Source organism: Paenibacillus sp. OK060 (assembly GCF_900101205.1).
Taxonomy (GTDB): Bacteria; Bacillota; Bacilli; order Paenibacillales; family Paenibacillaceae; genus Paenibacillus; species Paenibacillus marchantiae.
The window spans coordinates 189,366-208,090 of sequence record NZ_FNFR01000003.1; the positions used below are offsets into that span (position 1 = coordinate 189,366).

The following is an 18,725-nucleotide window of genomic DNA, read 5'->3' on the forward strand; positions in this document are numbered from 1 at the left end:
ATCATGAAGGCGGTGTCATTGATTCTCGTCCACCACCCATAGTGGCTGGATAATCGCGTTACCGAACAGTCTCGCAAAAGATTTTCAAAATCAGAAATCGGGGTGGTCCGTATGTTTGATTGGCTGGGATGGAGAAAAGGGTGGCCGCTGTGGCGGTCGTATCGGTTGAATGCAAATATGAAGCAAGACGTGGAGGAAATCTTTGAGGGTATCGCCGAGACCCGGCGGCAGCTTTTGATGGATTGGGCTGAAGAGCAGTGGAATCATCTGGATCGATTGCTTCAGCAGGTACGAGCTGTTCATCCGCAAGGTATGTTGCAAGGCTCCGAAGATGTACATGGATTAGAGGTATGGTTCGAAGCAAGTTATGTACGCGCTACCGATAGTACTGAGCTTTTTATGCTGAACGAGCAAAACCAGGTTGTATTTTCTACATATAAGAAACATATTGGACAAGTCTACGAAGATGGAAATGCTTTGATCGGGCCAGGATTAAGGTATACCCAAGCGGATATCAACGGACAAAAGTGCCTGTTTGGACCTTATTCTGATCCGCTCACACTAGAAATTGGACCACGTTCTTCCACGTTTCACGATGATGTAACCTTGACGTTTATCGTACCGATCATGGAAAACGGCCGTTACATCGGTTCCCTGTGCAGTCGTGTGCCTAATGATGTATTGGGCGATCTGATCCAGCGTGAATCAGGCCACATCTACCCTGATTCGGGGGATAATTATCTTTTTATGGCTGAATCAAAACTGCGGCCTACGCTTCAACCCGGGACTGCCCTGTCCCGCAGCCGCTTCGAGGATCATACATTCACCCATGGGGAGAATCTGAAAGACGGCGTAACCACTGAATGGGGCGTTGTATCTGTTAAAGAACATACCGAATTGGAACTGATGTTTACCGATCCTTCTACCAACGAACTTCATCCCGGTGTAGCGAATACCATTCACAATGGCTCCAATCTGTTTGTGGCTTTTCCGGGTTATTCAGACTATCGTCATATATCAGTTATTGGAAAAGGCATCACGTTCCAGCTTCCCCACTGTCCGGATCTGTGGGGCATGATGTGTGAAGGCGATCTGGAGGAAGTGTATCGGATACGCAGCATTGGCTGGCGCCAATTCAAGCAGCATAGCTTGTACATCCTGTTGTCAGGCATTGCGGGAGCTGCACTTGTATATGCGCTGACTGGAAGTGCATGGAGCGCAGCAGCCATCGCTGCCTTTAATTTCATCTATGGATTCCTGACTGCAAGCCAACTGCAACGAAAACATGTTCAACGGGGCCATGAGGATTTGCGCCGCATTAGCCGCTTTATTCGGATTAACGCCGAAGGCAAAGGGGATCTGACTCAGCGTCTGGACACGTCGGCTTTTGCCCAGGATGAGTCAGGTGAACTCGCGAAATGGATTAACAATATGATCGACTCTCTGGAAGGAATTATGCTCAAGGTACAGCTTGCCACCGTGGATGTGATGAACAACCAGCACCAGATGCGGGCGTCAACGGAAACTACACAGGGAACAACCGAACGTGTAAATCTCAAACTTGGCTCTATGATTCAGGGGATACGCAAGCAGCTTGAGGACCTGGATCAGGCCAAAGTAGCCGCCGACGAAATGCGCCTCACCTTACAACAGCTTGAAGTGTCGTCCACAGAGCAGATTGACGTTGCCCGCCAGGAAGTGGAGCGTATTGGAGACAAAATGACTCAGATCTCGGGAGCCGTGTCCGACACCAACCATACGATTCTATCCTTTATGGCGACCATGCAGGATATCTACCGCGCACTTGCTGTCATTGATGAAATTTCGGCACAGACCAACCTGCTTGCACTAAATGCTTCCATTGAAGCAGCCCATGTTGGCGAACACGGACGTGGATTTGCCGTCGTTGCTGGTGAGATCCGCAAACTTGCAGAATTATCCCGTTCCTCCACGGAAGATATTCATCAGATTCTGGATAATATCTCAGTAGCGGCAGGAGCAGCCTCGCAATCCATCAAGGAAGGCGATCAGGTGCTGGCTGAAGGCACCACGCTTGTTCAGGCTGCTTCGCAGTTACTCCAAAGTGCAACGGCTGAAGAACCCCAAAGAACACAGGTTGTAGATCAGGTCGTGGTATTGATGGAGAATATCGCTGCCATCAGCCACAAAAATCGTTCCACGTCTTCGGAGGTGGAAGCCGAGATGGTCGAGCTTATTAACGACATGCTGCACGTTCAGCATTCATCGCACAATGTCGAAGCCATCACGGTCTTCTTGCAACAGCTTGTGGGACAATTCCAACTGACCCATCCCGATAAAAACGTAATTACCTGACGTCATCATTGACGCGGATTGGAGAAATAGCTAAAATTTGATGCAACTGTTCGTTTAGACATTGTCGGTTCATTTCATATAGAAGCTTTCCAATCTGAATCAATGAAAGGGTGGTCTGCATGGAAATGCTCCAGGATTCTTTTGGCAGAATACATGACTACATCCGTATTTCTGTTACGGACCGCTGTAATTTGCGTTGTGTGTACTGTATGCCTGAAGAAGGCATGGAATTTGCCCCGCATGACCAAATTATGAGCTACGAGGAAATCGCCCAGGTGCTCAAAGTGTTGGCTCCAATGGGAATGCGCAAAGTCCGTCTGACCGGAGGCGAGCCTCTGGTACGGAAAGATCTGCATCAACTCGTAAGTATGATCTCGGCCATTGACGGGATTGAAGATATTGCGTTAACTACCAATGCATTGCTGCTGGACAAACAGGCTCAGGCCCTGAAAGATGCTGGACTGAACCGGATTAACATCAGTCTGGATTCCCTGCAGGCGAGCCGTTTCTCCATGATTACTCGCGGTGGGGATGTAAATAAGGTGCTGAAAGGCATTGAAGCCGCCACGGCAGTTGGACTTGCTCCGATCAAGCTGAATGTCGTGTTAATGAAGGGCATCAATGATGATGAGATTAAGGATTTCATTGCCATGACCATAGATCAGCCACTGCATGTACGCTTCATTGAATATATGCCGATTGGGCAGGCTTCAGATTCATGGCGCAAATCGTATTTGCCGCTGGAAGCAGTCACGGATGTATGCGCGGAGGCTGGCTGGGCGGTGGAAAATACGGCAGGTCCGGCAGGTAATGGTCCATCACGAAACATGAAGATTGCCGGTTCACAAGGGACATTCGGATTGATCCATCCGGTCAGTGATCACTTCTGTGACAACTGCAACCGTCTTCGCCTGACAGCAGACGGGCATATCAAAGCTTGTCTGTACTGGTCGGATGAATACAACGTTCGCCGCTTCGTAGATGCTCCCGATGCTATGGCAGCTCTCTTCCTCAAAGCGCTTGGCACCAAACCGAAGAATCATGAAATGGCGCTTGCCCTGGAGCAGAAAATGCAAAGTCATACACCGACGGTACGACGCATGTCCCAGATCGGCGGTTAGGCAAGCGTGATCTTGCGGGTACCTGCTCATCGTTTAAATGCATCAGAGCAGGAAGAAATAATAAACGTAAGCACACGATATACTTCTCAAAATACAGCCATTATCGATGTACTAAAAGCTGCTGAGGTCAGATGATCCTCAGCAGCTTTTTTGTCATGTATTTTTCTTTTTTCTAACCTTGTTGATCAATTTTCCTGATTTCAAGATTAAAATAAAATTAATCTGCCATATGTCCTCTTTAGGCCTTCAAGAATCCCGCAATTCTGACGATGAATATACAATACATCACGATAATACGCACACATATATAGGAGTTGATCCAATTGAATATTGTTGAAGCACTTGTTGCAGCAAGCCCGTATTTTAAAATCATGCTCAAGGAAAATGATTTGATGATTGCTGTTACCGATATGGAGCAGTTCCGGTATTACGTACGGAGCGAAGATCTTGATTTGGGTATCAAGGCCGGAGATCCGATCTCACTCGAAGATCCTACACTACGCCGGGCACTTATCCATGGTGAGACTTCAGCCAATCGTATTGAAGCGCATCATTACGGGACTCCCATTAACTCTGCGGCTACCCCGCTTCGCGATGAAGCAGGCCAGATCGTAGGTGCATTGGCCATTGGATTTTCGCTCAAAAACGAGGAAAAACTGGGGCACTTCACCGAATTGATCGGAGAAATCAGCGGTAAGTTAACCGATATGGTTCAGACCGTAGCTGCTCAATCCCAGCAACTGACCGCTTCATCTTCACAGATTTTGGACAACACACGGATGGCGGTGCAAAATTCCAGTGAAGTCACCAAGGTCGCTTCATTCATTCGTGAAATTTCGGAGCAGACGAACCTGCTGGGTCTGAATGCTGCCATTGAGGCAGCACGAGCAGGAGAAGCTGGAGCCGGCTTTGGCGTTGTTGCTACCGAAGTACGCAAATTATCTACCGGAACCAAAGAAGCTACAGTGAACATCGAACGCTCCTTGAAGGAAGTACAGCATTCCATTCGTCAGATGGAACAGGAGATTACATCCATCGCCCAATCCAGCAACCAGCAGGCCGAACTCGTCACCGAGTTCAGCGAGGTGATTGATCAGCTGAACAACGCATCTCAGGATCTCAAAGCTTTTATTGAATCCATGCTATTGAAGGCAGAATAAGATAGAATACTCATTTGGCGCATTAACTATAAAGCCAGCATATAAACAATCCCCGCACGTTTAACGTGAGGGGATTCTTTTCTATTTTTACGAGAGGATCAGCTTCCACAGCATCATGCCCGCCATTCCGATCATGACTACAGCGGACAACCGATTGAAGAAAACACTGACCCGGCCTGTACGATCTGTTCTACCTACTAGCCTGCCTGCACCTGCCAGTCCCAGAAACCATACCCATGATACCACTGCCGCCGTTATTGCAAAATAAAAGCGTGCCACCCCTTCGTATTGAAGTGAACTGGTGCCGATCACGGCTACCGTGTCCAGCAGGGCATGCGGGTTAAGCAAGGAAACGGAAGCAGCAAAGGCGATCTGTCTTCCCGCAGACAGCACTGCTGCTGAACTATTGGCAGGTCCGGATGACCTCCAAATGCTCCATGCCATATAGAGCAAAAATACACTCCCTCCTGCATACAATACATTCGCCAGCAGCGGCCATTGCAGCAAAATGAGGGACACCCCTCCGACCGCTGCTCCAATCAACAACGTATCACTGAGTCCTGCGGTTACTATAGCTGGCAGCGCCCGCGCATAACTTCGTTGACTCATGCCCTGATTAAAAATAAATGCATTTTGTACACCGAGTGGCAAGATCAGGCCAAACGCCAGCACCACCGCGTGAATAATTACCCCCATCGTTCATCCCCCTTAGACATGTCTCCATAATAGTAGAGATAACGTCAGGCGTAACCAACCACTTGGATGGCATTGGACCCAACCAAATGATATAGTGTTCAAAATAAAAGAAAACGTAAATCCCATCACTCATTCTATAAAGGAGGCAAACCTGCCCATGAATCGTTCCGATTCTCGACAGGGGGGCAGCTGGAAGCCAGACCCGTCCCATTCCCTACCTCTGTACCGACAGATTGAAGTCTATATCAGCGAGAAAATTACTGCCGGCGAATGGACAGCAGGATATCGGCTTCCTTCACAACGAACACTGGCTCAATCCATGGGAGTGAATCGCAGCACGCTGGTTACTGCATTGGAAAATCTGGCCTCCGCAGGCATGATTGAAGGCAGACATGGTGGCGGAACCTATGTCTGCGGCTCTGGCTGGCATGCGCTGGCTCACGGAGCCATGCCCAACTGGGAGGAAGCCATCGAAGAAGGCTGGTATTATCCCAATCTGCCAGAGGTACAGCAGATTAACCGGGCTGAGTTCCAGCCAGGCATCATCAGGCTTGGTACAGGTGAGCTTGCCCCTGAGCTGATGCCCCAGGAGGCTTTTAACGACCTCCTCCTTGCTCTATCCAGTCGTCCTCGTACACTAAACTACCTCGAACCTCAGGGTAGTCTGGAGCTCCGTCAGGCTTTGTCCGTTTACTTGCAAGAAAGTGGTATCCAAGCCTCCCCTGACTCCATTCTGATCGTATCCGGCTCTCTTCAGGCACTGCACCTTATTTCAGTTGGGCTTCTGCCCCGCGGATCGGCAGTTCTGCTGGAGAAACCATCTTATCTGTACTCCATTCATGCCTTCCAATCCGCCGGATTGAAAATGAGCGGCATTCCGATGGATGCAGAAGGCTTACACACTCTGCGTCTGGAAGATGCCGTACAGAACAATGCAAACAGGGACAGCATCTCACTGCTCTATACGATTCCGAGCTTCCACAATCCTACTGGCTCCGTCATGAGTGACAGCCGCCGGGAAGAACTGCTCGCCACAGCGCGGAACATCGGCATCTCCATATTGGAGGATGCCGCGTACATCGACCTGTGGCTGGACGAGCCCCCGCCGCCATCACTGAAAGCGCGTGATAAAGAAGGACGGGTGCTGCACATGGGCACCTTGTCCAAGGCGGTCAGCCCCGGTCTGCGCCTCGGCTGGCTAGTTGGGCCAGAGCCGGTCATCCGTCGCCTCGCAGACATCAAGATGCAGACGGATTATGGCACCAGCTCCCTCGCTCAGGAGGCTGCTGCGCTCTGGTTTGCCGATGGATACCACGAGCAACATATGGATCGCCTGCGGCCAGAACTGCGCAAACGCAGAGACTTTATGCTTGAGCTTCTGCAACGCGATTTCAGTGAACTCGCCGAGTGGAGCATACCTGCCGGAGGTTTTTATATCTGGCTCCGATTCACCGCCAGTCCTCTATCCATTCGCGAACTGTTCCATGCCTGTCTGGAGAATCATGTGCTGATTCATCCGGGTTATCTCTATGACCGTCTGGATGCGGAGCACATTCGTCTGTCCTATGCCTATGCTTCACCGGATGAGATGGAGCGTGGTCTTCACCTTCTGGCACAGACAGTCAAGAAGCTGATGTCATCATGAAATGAAAGAACCGCCATGATCGGAAGGAATGACATCCCTCCGATCATGGCGGTTCTTTTGAGTTTTTGTATTCATGAGACAGATACGTCTCGTCTAGATCGCAGGCAGGTTTTCCTTACCCTTTTACCGCACCCTCTGCAATACCCTCCATGATGAACTTTTGGAAGAACGCATAGATGAGAACCACCGGAATCGCGGTCAGTACCAGGGAGGACAGAATCAACGGCCATTCCTTATTGTACTCGCCAAACAGCATGTTCGTAGACAGAATCAGCGTATAACGATTCACATCTGTCAGCATGAGTAGTGGCAACAGGAAGTCATTCCAGATCCACAGGAAGTCCAAGATGGCGATGGTGACCGTAATTGGCAGCAACAATGGGAAGATGATCTGGAAGAACGTCTGGAACTCATTACATCCATCCATCTGTGCCGATTCTTCCAATTCACGCGGGATGGACTTAACAAACCCGTGATACAGGAAGATCGCCATGTTCACACCAAGTCCGATATAGATCAGGGCCAATCCGTATGTGCTACCTTGAACGTGAAGTCCTTTGGCAACCCGTGTCAGCGGAATCATGATCGAGTGAAAAGGAACGAGCATGGATGCCACGAACAGGAAGAAGATCAGGTTGCTCAATCTGCCTGAAGTACGCGACAGCTTGTATCCGGCCAATGAAGCGCAGAATACAATACCCCCAATCCCCAGGAAGGATACAATCGCCGAGTTCAAGGAGCTGCCCAGCAGGTTGATTTTGTTAAACGCATCCGAGTAGTTTTCCCAATGAAATGTCGTTGGGAGAGCTATAAAGGACTGGAACATTTCGCCTTGTGTTTTGAATGAGTTCACAATCGCCATGTAGATTGGCAGCATTGCGACGAGGGAGCCCAGCACCAGCAGCAGTCGAATCAGGTAGCTGTTAATTCGTTGCATCCTCATGCTTCCACCTCTTTCTTCTTCATCACCGTAATCTGGATGAGCGTGAAGATGAGCACGATGACGAATAACACAACCGACTTGGCACTGGCATATCCGTATCTAAAATTGTTGGAGAATGCCTCTTCATAGATATTCATCGTAATGACCTGAGTGGCTCTGCCTGGACCGCCACCTGTCAGACCGTACACAACTTCAAATACTTTGAAGGCTCCGTTCAGTGTCAGGAAGAAACAGATCGTCACGGCATGAGTAATCATCGGCAATACGACATTACGCAGGACCTGGAACGCATTGGCTCCATCAATAACAGCCGCTTCCTTCAGACTCTTCGGCACACCCTGGAGTGCAGCCAGATAGATGATCATCATATACCCCACACCATTCCAGAGCGATACGATCAGGATGGAGTAGAATGAAAATTTCGGATCACCCAGCCACTGTTGGTCCAAAAAGGAGAACGCCAACTTCTCGGCCAGCTGCGGCAGCACCTGGGAGAAGATGAATGTCCACATAAAGGCGCTGATGATTGTACTGATCATGTTCGGCATGAAAAACAGGGTCCGGAATAACCCCTTGCTGCGCGTCCGTGTCTCAATGAACACGGCGAGCAGCAAGGCAATTCCATTTTGCAGAATCAGCATAAACACCACATATTTCAACGTGAACCACAGGGAATTCAGAAAGTCGGGATCTTCCTTGAACAGTTCCACGAAGTTCCCCAGACCGATAAAACTGTAATCCCGGTTCAGACCATTCCAGTCCGTCAAGCTGTAGAACAAGCCGCTAAATGTGGGATACAGCAGGAAAATGGCATAGATGACAAAGGCAGGCGCAGTGAACGCTAGCAGCGACAGATACTTCTTGAATACATTCGTAGCCATTGGTTCTCCCCCTTTTCACTATAAGCATACTCGCGGAAACGGGGGAACGAAGACCGTTCTGCCAGCCGTTTCATCTGCTTACTTGTTGACTTTGTTGTAGGATTTCCACGCCTTGTCGAGCGCATCAATCACCTGCTGCTGATCCAGTTGTCCGGAGTAGTAACCTTGCAGCGCTTTGCCTGATTCATCCTTAACCGCTTGAGGAATGGATGGATCCTGATACGCTTTGCCTTCATTAACATATTTCAGGGCATCGTCTACCCAAGGGAAACTTTTGAAGTCATGAATTTTGGCAACCGGATTGAATTTCAGTGCTTCGTAGAATGCACTTGAGTCCTTGTCATCGAGAACATAGTTCACGAAGTCGAGTGCCACTTCCTTGTTTTTGCTGGAGGAAGATACGGCCAGTGAAGTCGATGTGCTCAGGTTGATTTTGGTATCATCCGGGTTGTCATTGATCGGCAGTGGAGCTACGCCGAAGTTGATATCCGGATTGGACTTCAGGATGGTTTCCGCGAACCAAGGTCCTTGAATCCACATTGCTGCTTTGCCTGTTGCAAAGGCTGCTGAACCATCATCGCCGCCCACTTCGAGTGCTTTCTCCGTTCCATTGGCATTGACGAGATCGAAGATGTCGAACAAGGATTTCATATCCGAGAAGGAACCTTGATCCTGATTCATCTTATCCAAGAAGTCTTTATGTTCTGACTGAGTCAGTGCACCTACAGTAAGTGGCAGGAACAGTTGTGGAATCCAGGCTTCTTTGTATGAAAGTTCAAACGGGGTGATGTTGGCTGCTTTCAGCTTTTCCACGACCGCTTTCATTTCCGTCAAAGTTGTAGGTACCTCTATCCCCTGCTCTTTGAAAATATCCTTATTGTACAGGTATCCCCAAGATAACGTTTCCAAAGGAACGGCCACGACTTTACCCGATGCATCCGTTACGGAAGGCTTAACGGAATCCAGTAATTTATCGACAAAAGGTTGACCCGACAGGTCTTCCAGATAACCTGCTTTGCTGAACGGTGGAATTTCATTGACCGCATGAAGTGCGAACACGTCCGGTGCATCATTGGAGGCAAGTCGTGTTTTCAGAATCTGAGGCGCATTATCTGCTGGCGGCATCTCCAGTTGTACGTTGACCTCAATATTCTTTTCGGCTTTCTCCTTGGCTTTGAACTGTTCTATATATTTATCGTAATGTTCTTTCAGCCGCGGCTGTGCAATGAATACTTTGAGGGACACCGTACTGCCCGATGCAGTTCCCTCCGTCTTACCATCCGTACCCGCATTGGAACCGCAGCCTGCGAGCAGAACACTCACAAGTACCGCACTTGCTACGCTTTTCCATACTTTCATCTCTTATGACCTCCCGGTGTAACTGGTTTGTCTTTCATAGGATCATTATATATCATGAAATGAAAGCGCTTCATTGGACATTATTAGACTCATTTATTGGATTATTTTAAACCTTAATCCAACAGTAAGCTCTCTGTGAACGAATTATTTAGGGCTGTTACCTGATATTCGAGGTTGTCCCTTTCGCATCTCTCCAGGCGAAACTCCGAAGTGTTTCTTGAACACCCGGTAAAAGTACGATACATCCTCATAACCCGTCATCTCAGCAATATGTTTGAATGGAATCTGATCATCGAGCACCCACTCCTTGGCTCTTGCCATCCGTAACTGGACAATATAGTCGGTCACATTCACGCTGTGTTCTTTTTTGAACACCTTGCTGAGATATTCTTTGCTGACAAAAAAGATCTGGGCAAGCTGCTCCAGCGTAATCATCTCCATGCAATGCTGATCGATATATTGCTTCACCTCATCCAGGTTCAGCTTGTTCTTGAATTTGCGCTGCGCAATCAGCTGCTCCAACGAAGTATAGTAAGGCGCTGATATCCAGTCCACCGCCGATGCGATGGACGCCAGAGCCGTCGGCGGCGGGAGCACAGCTGCTACAGGTTGCTCACATAAGCCGTTGGAAACACACAGCTCGCCCAGCAGCGTCTGCAATTCATATGCAATCCGCCCCAGCTGTTGCGGTCTTTGGATATCACTGGTATCAAGTCGGTGCTCCAGCTGCCCGAACAGCTCATGCAATCCCTGAACGTTCAAGTCGTTAAAACGCAAGCGTGCCTGCTGCTGGAACAACGAGAATTCGCCAGAAAAAGCCGAAGGATAAGGTTCCCAGGACTCCGGCCCGGACTCGGTCTTTTCCAATTCACGTTTACACTTGGCCAGAACGTTATTCAATTCATCGGGATTTACTGGCTTAAGCAGATAATCAGCGGCACGGTGACGAATGGCATGTTTCGCATAATTGAAATCATCATAACCGCTGACCACAATCACTTTGATATGCGGATATTGTGCGCTCAGCGTCTGGAGCAGTTCCACGCCGTCTTTACCCGGCATACGCATGTCTGTAATGATAATATGGGGCTGATGCTGCTCGACCAACCGGATCGCCTCTCCGCCATCCTCTGCCTCACCTGCTACCACCATGCCAAGCTCATCCCACGTGCCCAAATTTCGCAAAATGTCTCTATTCCATGGCTCGTCGTCCACTAACAGCACTCTATAATGATCCTTGTTCACGAGATCTCGCCTCCTGTATGGCAAGGAATTCGAACAGTGACACGGGTTCCCTGTCCTTCCCCACTCTCCATGTTCATACCGTATGCAGGCCCAAAGTGCATCAAAATGCGTGATGCGGCATTGACCAGACCAATGCTAGTGCCCGAGCTCCATACTCTGTCTCCTTGCTGGGACAGCTTGGACAGTCTCGATTGCATCTCGGCCAACCTCTCTTGATCCATGCCCATCCCATTATCGGAAATGCGGATGGTTACCTCATGATCTAGTCGGACAACTTGAATGTTCAATTTCCACTCTCCCTGCTTTTTCTCCAGACCATGAACAAATGCATTCTCCACAATCGGTTGCAGGGACAACTTGGGAATGTAACAGTCATTCAGCCCGCCTTCAATCTCCAGTTTATATTCAAGTCTGCTGCCAAAACGCTGCTTCTGGATGAGCATATAATGCTCCAGTTGGTCCAATTCGGACTGTAATGGCACGAGACCATCCGGCGCTCTGACAATATAACGGAACATCTCACTTAGTGCACGAATAACTTTATAACTGTCTGCCGGCTTCTGTGAGTACACCATACCTCCGATCATCTGTAACGTATTTTGTAGAAAATGCGGGTGAATCTGGGACTGAAGCGCCTTGAGCTCGGCCGTCTGTTTCTCCAGATTCATGAGATAGTTATCCCGGATATGCTCCCGAATGCGGCTTGCCATACCATGCAGATTTTTCTCCAGCAGGCCAATCTCATCCACCCGACCACTGCGCACCACTTCCTTGTCCTTGATCAACTGGATTCCCTTCATGGAATTCGCCAGTCTGACAATCGGTTTGGATGTTCGCCAAGCCACAAGTGCTGCCAACAATACCGAAACCACGGTAGCTAGCCCACCCACAACAAGACCATATTTCATCGTTTCCATTGCACTCTCATTGATGACATGGGAAGGTACAATTTTGATCAGACGCATTCCTGAAGGATCAATGGCATGATAGAATACATATTCCTTGGCTGTTCGAATGAAACCGGAACTGTCCTTCGTAGCTGCGAGCCTTTCCAGTGCCTCTGCTGAAGGCTGTATCTCCTTATTTGGCTGATAGACCGGACTTCCCGTACTATCCGCGATGTACACCGCATAATCTCCCCGGCTGTCCAGCAATTCCAGTGTCTGATTGAATTCGGCCCACTTGACTTCCAGACTGATCGCGCCGATCTGCGCCTGATCCTCGAATCGGTTCATGCTGCGGGTCATATGAAACTTCTCTGGATCGTTCGGATCATTAATAATCGTAAAGTCCTTATGCTGTTCAAAAAGTTCATCGTATGCCGAAGGAATGTTCGGGACTGATCTGATCCGGCTTTCCATCGAGTTGAAGGTGAACAATGTGTCCAGTTCCTTCAGGTATAATTCCACACCAAATACATAGTTGCCAGCCGAATAATATACACTGTTCAGCATGTTGAACACAGCCTTCTGTTCATCGAAGCGGCTGGCAGCTGGAGCATCCTGGTTCAATGCCAAATACTGATGCAGCTCATCACTGATCTGAATGGAATAGATGAGATTGTTCATCCGCGCGAATTGTTCACCCAAATAGATGGAGGCCCAATTCATATTCGCACGGTTGGTCTCCATGATCTCTTCTTCCATGGAAGAACGGGTATTTTCGGCTGCTACAACCGTCATGGCAATGACGGGCAGAATGGCCAGAAACGTCATGGTGAGGATTAATTTGTTGCGAATGCTGCGTTTGAACGGATCAGTAAGCTTCCGATATAATTCGGTAAACACGAGGCATCCACTCCTGAGCTATGAGCTAAAATAAGATAAACGCCCCAGCATGAAGCCGAGGGCGCTTTGGTCTTGGTATTCTTTTTATAATCATTGAAAACAGACTTGTCAATTCATTTATGATTTCCCATTATTGCTCAATAATGCAGAACCCCCATGGTTCCAGCTTCATATTCTGCCCTCCGGACACCGCTGTTCCTGCCAAAAGTTCCGTTCCATCCCCGTAGGCATACACGAACGAAATCGCCTGATCGGAGTAGTTAAAGAAATACCGAATCGTATTCCCCTGATCATTCACTCCGCTCTTCACGATGATTGGAAAAGCCAATTCCTGATCGGTTCCCCACAGTCCAGCTTCCTTCATGACACGCTCCAACACGTTGCGGATCACCGCGGAGCTGGTATAACATCCAACGTACGTTGCTTTGCCCTTGCCATAGGTATTCTGGGTAATTGCTGCATATTCTCCCCAGTGAGGATGATCATACCAGGCCAGCACTTCTGCAGTTGTTGGTATGATGAGTTCCATCCAGGTGTGAATCTGATTCTGTTCCTCTCCAACCTCGAACGGATCATCTCGAAGCGAAACATTTTTCGGCTCTACAAAAAGGTTGTAACTGATGCCACAAGCCTCACTGATCAGTCCAGGCTGGTGGGTAGAGCGGACCTTAATATGCTCATTAGCGAATCCGCTCTTGAAGGAGTAAACGACATGCCCACCATCTTGTACGAATTGGTTCAGCCTCTCAAGCAAGACATCGGAAGCTGCGTACAAAGCAGGCACAACGATCACATCATAGCCTTCATAACTCTCCACAGACGGATCAATCAGATCACAGCCAATATTCATTTTGTATAATTCGTCATACATCCAGCGGATAACGTCGTTGTATTTTTTGTCACTCGTAAAATTAAATCCGAACCACTTGATCGACGTCAACGCCTCATTGCTGAACAGCACGGCTACCCGATTCGTTTTCTTCAAATTCACAAGTTGCGGGCTAAGTCTGGCAAAATCCCGGCCGATCGTTTTGGCCTCGTTGTACACCGGATTGGGTTCAAAATCATGGCTCAGCAATCCTTTCCAATACGTCTCAAATGAATTATGCAAGGAATGCCAGTGCCAATAGGCGACCATGTTTGCTCCCGATGCCAGGTGGCTAAACGCCTGAAGGCGAAGCTGTCCGGGGTAGGGAACCCAATGCCAGAAAGCCTGTGCTTCCGTCTCCAGTACGAGATAGTTCGATTGTTTGGTGGAACGTGCCACGTCACCACCGAATGAAATCTCAATGCCGGTCAGATCATCCTGCGACGGATGGTAGATGTCCACACTGGTGATGTCAAAAGGTTTGGATGCGGCAAAATGGTCCACATCTCCCTGAATGCCGTACGAATATCCACGCCAGTCGAAGTCAAAATTCTGGGTTACAAACTGCCCCTCCTGTTTGTACTCATTTACAATTCCGACCTGCCACGCTAGAAAGCTGGTTACCAGTTGGCGCTGGAATTTGGCAAATTCAGCTCCCAGACTGCCGTTGATTGTACCAAACAACAGACGGGAAGTCCTCCCAGCTATTAATGCGGTTACTCCAGTAATCCAGCCCAAATTCCTTGTTCAGATCATCCAATGAGCTGAACTTGTTACGCATATATTTGACGAATTGCAATTGTACATTATCTCCGGCAGTGTTGTAATGCTTCGTTTCGTTATCCGTCTGATAACCAATCACGGCAGGGTGTTTACTGACACGGGAAATCAGCTTGCGAATGATGCGTTCCGCATAGAACAGATACGTCGGATGTGTGATATCCATGATCTGCCGCGCCCCATATTTCCCCGGTCCCTGTACCGTTGTTGCCAGAACATCCGGGTGCTCCTTGACCATCCACGTCGGAACAGCATACGTAGGTGTACCCACAATAACCTGAATACCCGCCGCATGCATGGCATCCAGAACACGATCTACTGAGGAGAAGTCGAATACACCATTCTGTGGTTCATGCGTACTCCATGTTGATTCCGCAATCCGCACCACGCTGATGCCTGCATCTTTCATCATCTGAATATCCTTGTCCAATCGCTCATAAGGCATATATTCGTCATAGTAGGCTACCCCGTACAATAACTTGTCCATGTTAAAATCCCCTTTTCATCCGGAAGTATGAAGCTCTTGGCATTTATACAAAATGAAATGATCCAATTGAAAAATGATAACGTTTACATTATTATCTATTGAAGTACATCAGAGACTTAGCAATCTGCCGAACGCTCTCCTGTTCTGCGATTTTCAATGTTGGCGTTAAACTGATTATAATGAAGTATACTATGGGTGCCGATTGTACAAGGCGAGTTATTTTTACCCTTTTCCGAGGTGAATGTCATGGATATCCGATCGCAGCTGCGAGAAATGCCACATCATACACTGGCTCACTGGCTGCCTATTATCGACTGTAACATTAAATTCTATGGAGCGCACAGCCAACAAGTTCCATACGGTTGGGCGATGCCGGAGGAATGCCATCCGGGCTTTGAAATTATGCTGATTATAAAGGGGACTCAGGAGAGTGTAATTCACGGATATACCTATACGGTTGAGGAAGGTTCGATTCTGCTAATTCCACCCGGATTCAAACATACAAACCAATGTGTATCATCAGAGGGCATGACGTACTTCAGTGCTCATTTTAATGTAGATGATCCCGTATTTACCCTGAAGCTGATGTCACATCACAGCCGAATCTATGAGGCAGGCACCACAGATAATATGCAAATGCGCCCTGTTTTGGAGAACTGGATGAACATGATCAGAACATCGGAGGCATACACTTCCACAGACAAATTTATCATGCAGGCACGCATGTTTGAATTGTTTGCCCTGCTGTCCCAAGCAGCTGACCGTGAACCACTATCCACCCGATCTGATGCTTCGCCTAATGCTCCAGCTCCCGCAGCCATGCATTATGCAGGAGCCATCGCAGAAGCCATCAAACAGGCGTTCCATACCCAGCTCCGAATCAAAGAGGGCAATGTATCCACCGTCAAAGTGGAACAGATCATATCCTCATTTGGCATCAGTCCGGGATATGGGTTGCAGATCTTTCGCAAGGTATACGGACAATCTCCACGGGCCTACCTGTCCAGCCTGAAGCTGCAGGAAGCCAAAGTACTGATCGAACAGCCGAAGCTCTCTTTGGGGGAAATTGCATGGAAGCTGGGCTACACCCATCTGTCGCACTTCAGTCGGCAATTCAAACGATGGACGGGCCAGAGTCCACTTCAATATCGCAACGCCGTTCAGGATCTATCCAACGAATCGGGTCCAGTGGACCAGAGTTGGGAGACCGAATCGGACTAAGAAAGGAATCAGAAGATGAATGAATAGATGGGTTAAGGGCCGTATGATCTGTTGCGAATATGCTCATACTCTTCCGGGGTATTCATATTACTAAGCTGAATGGCCACATCATGGACGCCAGCGCTTTCCAACTCATCGACGTCGACATATCGGCAGCCGATCTCTTCAAGCCATTGGGTTACTTTCAGTCTATTATCTAATAAGCGCTGTTCAAGTTCGGGGAGAACACATCTATGATATGCACCTGCAAGCGGATGAACACGACCTGCCAGTCGTGGAACGATCGCATGATGCTCTTGACCTGATTCGGTGAGCCACTTCAAGCCTTTGAAAAAGGATGGCTCTAGCAGCGGCATATCACAGGCGCAGATGAGGTTCCAGTCTGTCTGCGAGGCTTCCAGCGCGGCATGCAACCCTGCGAGCGGTCCCTTCCCCGGGTAATAATCCTGAACGCAGTCATAGGGCAATGCCTTGTATGCAGCCGTGTTGGCTCCTGCGGAAACGATAATACTATTCACAGCTGGTGCCATCGCTTGGATGACCTGCTCCAGCACGCTGGAACCATTCCATTCCAACAATGCCTTATTGGAACCCATACGGCGGGATAAACCTCCAGCCAATATAATACCTGTCCATTCCATCGTGCTCACGGAAATCCTCCTCGTTCAATAAACTTATTCTATACATTGAATACCCTTTCAACAAATGATACATTGAAGAATATGATTCTGAAAGGAATGGCTCTATTGGACAGATATGCACCCGGAAGAGGCAATCCCTCTTTGGTTTCGCTGAAACTATATAACTTTTTCATTTATGGAGCCATTTCAATCTTCGCCGGTTTTCTTCAGTTGTATTTGCAGGAAATCGGGATGACCAAATTGGAGATTGGCAGTCTGATGGCGATTGGTCCGTTTGTATCCTTGTTCGCTAATCCGTTCTGGGGATTCTGGAGCGATAAATCACGCAATATTCGCATTATTCTGATGATGATGATGGGTGGCACCTTTGTACTTGCTCAGGCCGTATTCTATGCGCCTACGTATGCCTGGATTTATGCAGCCATGATCTTTTTTTATTTTTTTCAAAGTCCGTTGTTTGCCCAAACCAACAGCCTGATTCTTGGTTATATCGATGGCACGAATCAGAAATTCGGTACGTTTCGTCTTTGGGGATCGCTCGGCTGGGCTCTAACCGCTGTGGCTGCCGGACCGCTGATTGACCGCCTGGGAGCGGGCAGTGTATCGATTGTCTTTGCCTTCATGATTGTCATTGCCTTTGTCTTTGCCCTGTTTCTACCCAGACAGCCGATCGCTTCAGATACACCTGTAGTGAGCTTTCGACGTTTCGGCAGGGTGATGTTCAATCCGTACTTTATGATCTTTATCGGGCTTGGGGTGCTCGTTTCCGTACCCAACGCTATGAACAGTACATTTATGTCATTATACATCGTGGAAATGGGTGGCGATAAACAGATGGTTGGCTGGGCCATCTTCACATCATCCATCCTTGAAGTGGGTGTTTTCTTACTCCTGGACCGTTTTCTCAAACGCAAAATGAGCATGCTTCTATCATCGCTCATCCTGATCAGTCTGTTGTTCGCCATCCGCTGGCAGCTCATGGCCTTAGCGAACAATCCGTTAGAGATTGTGTTCATTCAGCTCATGCACTCCATTACGTTCGGCGGGTATTTCTATGTAGGAACCCAGCTGACGATGCTGTTCATTCCAAGGCCGTACCGTTCCTCTGGTCAGGCCGTGTATACAATGGCCTGGGGCGGCCTCTCTGGTGTCATTGCCGGCCTGTTTGGCGGCTGGCTGTTCCAGAGCTTCGGTGCCGAAGTGATGTATAACATCGGGGTATTCTTCTCCCTGATCGGTGCTGTTGGTTTTGCAATCATGTGGCTCTCGAACCGCCGCAATGGCTATCAGCCAACAGTGTTGACGGAAATGGGTGAAAGGTAATTTTTTGTTGTAGGCTATTCGCACGTTCAAAGTCACACTGGAGCACTCCGATGACAGAACAACCTTCCGATCGCTGTTATCCCCAGATTTTTTTGAATCCCTTATTTAAAGGGGAAAATCCGGGGATAAAGGCGAACGCTCCGCTTCTTCAGGTTATTTCTGTCCTCTCCGTTATCGTGTAACATCATCGTTTAAAAAACCGAAACAAAAGATTAAGAATTGTAGTAGTAAAAA

13 protein-coding genes and 1 pseudogene are annotated in these 18,725 nt (G+C 48.6%); 6 read left to right on the plus strand and 8 right to left on the minus strand.

Translation table 11 applies throughout. The features are described 5' to 3' along the window. Positions 1–111: 111 nt before the first annotated feature. The 3 genes from BLS14_RS12645 to BLS14_RS33470 all read left to right on the plus strand — a co-directional run bounded on the left by BLS14_RS12645 (position 112) and on the right by BLS14_RS33470 (position 4,615). Positions 112–2,334, plus strand: a complete 2,223-nt coding sequence (locus BLS14_RS12645) for a methyl-accepting chemotaxis protein (RefSeq protein WP_090951979.1) — start codon at positions 112–114, stop codon at positions 2,332–2,334. A 119-nt stretch (positions 2,335–2,453) separates the two neighbouring features. Then, complete coding sequence (gene moaA / locus BLS14_RS12650) at positions 2,454–3,455, plus strand: GTP 3',8-cyclase MoaA (protein WP_063566937.1); 1,002 nt, start codon at positions 2,454–2,456, stop codon at positions 3,453–3,455. A 323-nt stretch (positions 3,456–3,778) separates the two neighbouring features. Then, a complete protein-coding gene (locus BLS14_RS33470) occupies positions 3,779–4,615 on the plus strand; it encodes a methyl-accepting chemotaxis protein (RefSeq protein ID WP_076287553.1) in 837 nt (278 codons plus the stop codon). Positions 4,616–4,702: 87 nt separating this feature from the next. Here the strand turns inward: BLS14_RS33470 and BLS14_RS12660 are convergent, their stop codons facing one another. Beyond that, a complete protein-coding gene (locus BLS14_RS12660; protein WP_090951981.1) occupies positions 4,703–5,311 on the minus strand; it encodes a LysE/ArgO family amino acid transporter in 609 nt (202 codons plus the stop codon). Positions 5,312–5,468: 157 nt separating this feature from the next. On the opposite strand from BLS14_RS12660, the gene BLS14_RS12665 reads away from it, so the two are divergent. After that, on the plus strand, positions 5,469–6,956 hold the full coding sequence (locus BLS14_RS12665) for an aminotransferase-like domain-containing protein (protein WP_090951984.1): 1,488 nt from the start codon (positions 5,469–5,471) through the stop codon (positions 6,954–6,956). Between the two features lie 115 nt (positions 6,957–7,071). Here the strand turns inward: BLS14_RS12665 and BLS14_RS12670 are convergent, their stop codons facing one another. The 6 genes and pseudogenes from BLS14_RS12670 to BLS14_RS12695 form a co-directional block, all read right to left on the minus strand. Then, on the minus strand, positions 7,072–7,899 hold the full coding sequence (locus BLS14_RS12670; protein ID WP_024632759.1) for a carbohydrate ABC transporter permease: 828 nt from the start codon (positions 7,897–7,899) through the stop codon (positions 7,072–7,074). Next, complete coding sequence (locus tag BLS14_RS12675; RefSeq protein WP_063566933.1) at positions 7,896–8,780, minus strand: carbohydrate ABC transporter permease; 885 nt, start codon at positions 8,778–8,780, stop codon at positions 7,896–7,898. The genes BLS14_RS12670 and BLS14_RS12675 overlap by 4 nt, the downstream gene beginning before the upstream one ends. A gap of 78 nt (positions 8,781–8,858) precedes the next feature. Continuing rightward, positions 8,859–10,139 (minus strand): ABC transporter substrate-binding protein, encoded by a 1,281-nt coding sequence (locus tag BLS14_RS12680; protein ID WP_063566932.1) that lies wholly within the window; start codon positions 10,137–10,139, stop codon positions 8,859–8,861. A gap of 144 nt (positions 10,140–10,283) precedes the next feature. Then, on the minus strand, positions 10,284–11,384 hold the full coding sequence (locus BLS14_RS12685; protein WP_090951987.1) for a response regulator: 1,101 nt from the start codon (positions 11,382–11,384) through the stop codon (positions 10,284–10,286). After that, on the minus strand, positions 11,381–13,171 hold the full coding sequence (locus tag BLS14_RS12690) for a sensor histidine kinase (RefSeq protein ID WP_090951990.1): 1,791 nt from the start codon (positions 13,169–13,171) through the stop codon (positions 11,381–11,383). The genes BLS14_RS12685 and BLS14_RS12690 overlap by 4 nt, the downstream gene beginning before the upstream one ends. Positions 13,172–13,301: 130 nt before the next feature. Then, positions 13,302–15,306, minus strand: a pseudogene (locus BLS14_RS12695) (beta-galactosidase). A gap of 246 nt (positions 15,307–15,552) precedes the next feature. On the opposite strand from BLS14_RS12695, the gene BLS14_RS12700 reads away from it, so the two are divergent. Beyond that, a complete protein-coding gene (locus BLS14_RS12700; RefSeq protein WP_072733658.1) occupies positions 15,553–16,527 on the plus strand; it encodes an AraC family transcriptional regulator in 975 nt (324 codons plus the stop codon). Between the two features lie 32 nt (positions 16,528–16,559). Here BLS14_RS12700 and BLS14_RS12705 read toward each other — a convergent pair whose 3' ends face one another. Beyond that, entirely contained in the window at positions 16,560–17,168 is a 609-nt protein-coding gene (locus tag BLS14_RS12705; RefSeq protein ID WP_256336481.1) for a molybdenum cofactor guanylyltransferase, read from the minus strand. A gap of 96 nt (positions 17,169–17,264) precedes the next feature. Here BLS14_RS12705 and BLS14_RS12710 point away from each other — a divergent pair, with 96 nt between their 5' ends. Continuing rightward, complete coding sequence (locus BLS14_RS12710) at positions 17,265–18,491, plus strand: MFS transporter (RefSeq protein ID WP_064642065.1); 1,227 nt, start codon at positions 17,265–17,267, stop codon at positions 18,489–18,491. The last annotated feature ends 234 nt before the right edge of the window (positions 18,492–18,725 follow it).

What these genes read in the sequence shown, in the direction of transcription:
- moaA (WP_063566937.1), top strand. Translation starts at nt 2,454, where the DNA reads ATGGAAATGCTCCAGGATTCTTTTGGCAGAATACATGACTACATCCGT.
- BLS14_RS12710 (WP_064642065.1), top strand. Translation starts at nt 17,265, where the DNA reads ATGGCTCTATTGGACAGATATGCACCCGGAAGAGGCAATCCCTCTTTG.
- BLS14_RS12660 (WP_090951981.1), bottom strand. Translation starts at nt 5,311, where the DNA reads ATGGGGGTAATTATTCACGCGGTGGTGCTGGCGTTTGGCCTGATCTTG.
- BLS14_RS12665 (WP_090951984.1), top strand. Translation starts at nt 5,469, where the DNA reads ATGAATCGTTCCGATTCTCGACAGGGGGGCAGCTGGAAGCCAGACCCG.
- BLS14_RS12670 (WP_024632759.1), bottom strand. Translation starts at nt 7,899, where the DNA reads ATGAGGATGCAACGAATTAACAGCTACCTGATTCGACTGCTGCTGGTG.
- BLS14_RS12645 (WP_090951979.1), top strand. Translation starts at nt 112, where the DNA reads ATGTTTGATTGGCTGGGATGGAGAAAAGGGTGGCCGCTGTGGCGGTCG.
- BLS14_RS12700 (WP_072733658.1), top strand. Translation starts at nt 15,553, where the DNA reads ATGGATATCCGATCGCAGCTGCGAGAAATGCCACATCATACACTGGCT.
- BLS14_RS12680 (WP_063566932.1), bottom strand. Translation starts at nt 10,139, where the DNA reads ATGAAAGTATGGAAAAGCGTAGCAAGTGCGGTACTTGTGAGTGTTCTG.
- BLS14_RS12705 (WP_256336481.1), bottom strand. Translation starts at nt 17,168, where the DNA reads ATGGAATGGACAGGTATTATATTGGCTGGAGGTTTATCCCGCCGTATG.
- BLS14_RS12675 (WP_063566933.1), bottom strand. Translation starts at nt 8,780, where the DNA reads ATGGCTACGAATGTATTCAAGAAGTATCTGTCGCTGCTAGCGTTCACT.